The organism is Corallococcus llansteffanensis, assembly GCF_003612055.1.
Lineage (GTDB): Bacteria > Myxococcota > Myxococcia > Myxococcales > Myxococcaceae > Corallococcus > Corallococcus llansteffanensis.
Genome location: NZ_RAWB01000718.1, coordinates 1 through 4,443, shown reverse-complemented (window position 1 = coordinate 4,443; position 4,443 = coordinate 1). Strand labels below are relative to the sequence as shown.

2 protein-coding genes are annotated in these 4,443 nt (G+C 67.5%); both read left to right on the top strand.

Features of this window, described 5'->3' with window-relative positions; genetic code table 11:
- The coding region (locus D7V93_RS38865; protein WP_147451566.1) for a DNA gyrase/topoisomerase IV subunit A at nucleotides 1–2,258 on the top strand (2,258 nt) is incomplete at its 5' end.
- 10 nt (nucleotides 2,259–2,268) lie between these two features.
- Nucleotides 2,269–4,200: a DNA gyrase/topoisomerase IV subunit B gene (locus tag D7V93_RS38860; RefSeq protein WP_120648111.1), complete on the top strand. Its 1,932-nt coding sequence runs from the start codon at nucleotides 2,269–2,271 to the stop codon at nucleotides 4,198–4,200.
- The last annotated feature ends 243 nt before the right edge of the window (nucleotides 4,201–4,443 follow it).

Below are 4,443 nucleotides of genomic sequence, written 5' to 3'. Positions count from 1 at the left end.
CCGAGGAGGCCCGCCGCCGCTACCTCAACTACGCCCTGTCGGTCATCACCTCGCGCGCCCTGCCCGACGTGCGCGACGGCCTCAAGCCGGTGCAGCGCCGCATCCTCTACGGCATGTGGAACGATCTGAACCTGTCGTTCGACACCAAGTACCAGAAGTGCGCCCAGGTCGTCGGCGCCATCATGGGCCGCTACCACCCGCACGGCGACACGGCCATCTACGACGCGCTCGTCCGCATGGCCCAGGACTTCTCCCTGCGCTACCCGCTGGTGGACGGCCACGGCAACTTCGGCTCGCTCGACGGCGACTCCGCCGCCGCCTACCGCTACACCGAGTGCCGGCTGGAGAAGCTGGCCACGGAGCTCCTGGGCGAACTGGACAGCAAGACGGTCCGCTTCCGGCCCAACTACGACGGCACCCGGGACGAGCCCGTCGTCATCCCCGCGCGCGTGCCCCAGCTCCTGATGAACGGGACGACGGGCATCGCGGTGGGCATGGCCACCAACATCCCGCCCCACCACCTGGGCGAGCTGGTGGACGCGCTGCTGGCCCTCATCGACAACCCGGAGCTTCTGGTCAAGGACCTGCTCAAGTGGATCAAGGGCCCGGACTTCCCCACCGGCGGGCAGATCCTCAACAGCAAGCCGGAGCTGCGCGAGATCTACGAGACGGGCCAGGGCGGCGTCCGCGTCCGCGGCGAGTACAAGCTGGAGGAGCTCAAGCGCGGCGGTCAGATGATCGTCGTCACCTCCATCCCGTACACGGTGAACAAGTCCACCCTCGTCGCGAAGATTGGTGAGCTGGTGCGCGAGCGCAAGCTGCCGCTCATCACCGACGTGCGCGACGAGTCCACCAAGGACGTGCGCATCGTCCTGGAGCTGAAGAAGGACGCCAACCCCGAACTGGTGATGGCGTACCTCTACAAGCACACGCCCCTGCAGACGACCTTCGGCGTGAACCTCACCTGCCTCGTGCCTTCCGACAACCCGGACGTCGGCACGCCCAAGCGGTTGGACCTCAAGAGCATCCTCCGCTACTTCCTCGACTTCCGCCTGGAGATCGTCACCCGGCGCTTCGAGCACGAGCTGGCGGAGCTCAAGCGCCGCGTCCACATCCTCGAGGGCTTCGAGAAGGCCTACGACGCGCTGGACGAGATGATCCGCATCATCCGCCAGTCCGAGGGCAAGCAGGACGCGGCCCAGAAGCTGATGGCCCGCTTCAAGCTGGATGAGATCCAGGTGGACGCCATCCTGGAGATGAAGCTGTACAAGCTGGCGCGCCTGGAGATCCTCGTCGTCCAGAAGGAGCTCAAGGAGAAGCGCGCGGAGATCAAGCGCATCGAGGGCATCCTCAAGGACGTGAAGAAGCGCTGGGGCGTCATCCGCGACGAGCTCACGGAGATGAAGGCGCGCTACACCGACAAGCGCCGCACCCGCATTGGCGGCGCCGGTTCCGAAGAGGTGGAGTTCTCCGCGGAGGCGTTCATCGCGGACGAGGACGCCCACGTGGTGCTCACCCGCGACGGGTGGATCAAGCGCGTGCGCGAGGTGAAGGACCCGTCCACCACCCGCCTGCGCGAAGGCGACGCGGTGATGGCGGTGCTCGCCGGCAGCCTGAAGGCGAACCTGGTGCTGTTCACCAACTTCGGCACCGCCTACGTCACCCGCTTCAACGACGTGCCGGCCTCCACCGGCTACGGCGACCCGGTGCAGAAGCTGTTCAAGTTCGACGACGGAGAGCGCATCGTGGGCGCGCTGTCGCTGGACCCGCGCCTGCACCAGCCGGAGAAGCTGGTGGCGGTGACGCGCCAGGGCCTGGGCATGCGCTTCCTGCTGGCGCCCCACGCGGAGGTCTCCACCCGCGCCGGCCGCCGCTACGCGAAGACGGGCGAGGGCGATGAGATCATCGGCACGCAGCCGGTGGGCGACCGCGACCTGCTGGGCGTCCTCACGGAGAAGACGAGCGCGCTCGTGTGCAAGGTGGCGGAGGTGAACGAGCTGGCCGGCCCCGGCAAGGGCGTGCAGGTCATCAAGGTGGAGCCGGGCGACCGGGTGGTGGACTTCCTCGCGGCGCCCGCCAACCAGAAGGACGCCACGCTGGAATTCGAGACGCAGAAGGGCCGCAAGCTGCACCTGTCACCGGCGAAGTTCACGGTGACGGCCCGCGGCGGCAAGGGCCATGAGATGTCCAAGCGCGACACGGTGAAGGAGGTGGCGAAGCCCGTCACCTTCGTGCCGCTGCCGGAGAAGAAGGAGTAGCGGGAAGGCCATGGCGACCAAGAAGGAAAGCTACACAGGCGCGGACATCCAGGTCCTGGAAGGCCTGGAGCCGGTGCGCAAGCGCCCGGCCATGTACATCGGTGGCACCGACAGCACGGGCTACCACCACCTCTTGTGGGAGATCCTCGACAACTCGGTGGACGAGGTCATCAACAGCTACGCCACCACCGTCGAGGTGACGCTGCACAAGGGCGGCAAGTCCATCACCGTCGTGGACAACGGGCGCGGCATCCCCGTGGACATGATGCCCAAGCACAAGAAGCCCGCGCTGGAGGTCATCCTCACGACGCTGCACTCGGGCGGCAAGTTCGAGCAGGGCAACTACATCCACTCGGGCGGTCTGCACGGCGTGGGCAGCTCGGTGGTGAACGCGCTCTCCAGCAAGCTGCTGGTGGAGATCAAGAAAGACGGCAAGCGCCACGTGCAGACGTACGCGCGCGGCAAGGCCACGAGCCCCCTGAAGGTGGAGGGCCCCGCGCGCGGCACCGGCACGTCGATCACCTTCGAACCGGACGCCGAAATCTTCGGCGAGAAGCAGCGCTTCGACGCGGAACTCGTGCGCGAGCGGCTGGAGGCGAAGAGCTACCTGCACAAGGGCATGACCGTCATCTGGAAGGACGAGACGGCCACGCCCCACGTCCACGTGACGTACAAGCACGACGGCGGCATCGCGGAGTACCTCACCAAGGTCGTCTCCGAGCGACAGAAGCCCATCGTCCCCACCGGCAGCACGCCGTTCTACTACGCGCGTGACAACGAGGTCCGGCTGGAGGTGGCGCTGGCGTGGACGGAGGCCACGGACGAGCACGTGCGCTCGTACGTCAACGGCATCCCCACCGCCATGGGCGGCACGCACGAGGCGGGCCTCAGGGGCGCCATCGTCAAGGCGATGCGCAACTACATCGACACGCACGACCTGACGCCCAAGGGCGTGACGCTCACCGCGGAGGACATCCGCGAGGGCATCACCGCCATCCTGTCCGTGTACGTGGTGGAGCCCCAGTTCCAGGGGCAGACGAAGGGCCGCCTCAACAACCCGGAGACCGCGGGCCAGGTGGACGGGGCCATCCGTCCGGTGCTGGAGAAGTGGCTCAACGACAACAAGTCCATCGCGGAAGCGTTGCTGGCGCGCATCATCCTGGCCGCCCGCGCGCGCGAGGCGTCCCGCGCGGCCTCCGCCGCCATCAACCGCAAGACGGCGGTGAGCCACCGGCTCAACCTGCCCGGGAAGCTGGCGGACTGCTCGTCCACGGATCCGCAGTCGAGCGAGCTGTTCATCGTGGAGGGTGATTCGGCAGGCGGCTCCGCCAAGCAGGGCCGCGACCGGCGCACCCAGGCCATCCTCCCCCTGCGCGGCAAGGTGCTCAACGCGGAGCAGGCGTCCACCGACAAGGTGGCCGGCAACAAGGAGCTCCAGGACATCGTCAGCGCGCTGGGGTGCGGCATCGGCTCGGACTTCGACATCACGAAGCTGAGATACGGCCGCGTCTTCCTGCTGATGGACGCCGACAGCGACGGCCACCACATCGCCACACTGCTGCTCACGTTCTTCTACCGCCACCTGCGGCCCCTCATCGAGGCGGGCGCGGTGCACATCGCCCAGCCGCCGCTGTACCGGGTGGACATTGGCAAGGAGACGTACTGGGCCCTGGACGAACCGGACCGCGACCGCATCATCCGCGAGAAGGTCCGGGGCAACGCCAAGCCCAACATCATGCGCTTCAAGGGCCTGGGCGAGATGACCGCCGATGAGCTGAAGGAGACCACGCTCGATGCGCGAAACCGCATCAGCCTGCGCGTCACCATCGACAACGCCCTGGAGACCGACCGCATCATCAACGACCTGATGGGCAAGGACGTCTCCGCGCGTTACAAGTTCATCACCGAGATGGCGGGCGAAGTGCAGGAGCTCGACGTCTGAAAGAGCTGGAGTCCCTGTGTACCCGGGACGGGTTCCCCCCGTCCCGGGAGGGACATTGGTCTTCCGCCCCGCCGGTCGGCTAGCATCCGCCGCATCGTGAACAAGACCCGTCTTGCCCTGACTTTCGCGCTCGCCTGTGTGCTGAGCGCCCCCGCCGCCGACGCCGCCACCAAGCGAAAGAGCGCCCGCAAGAAGCGCCCCGCCGCCACGAAGCCGGCCCCGGCTCCCGTCCCCGAGGACACC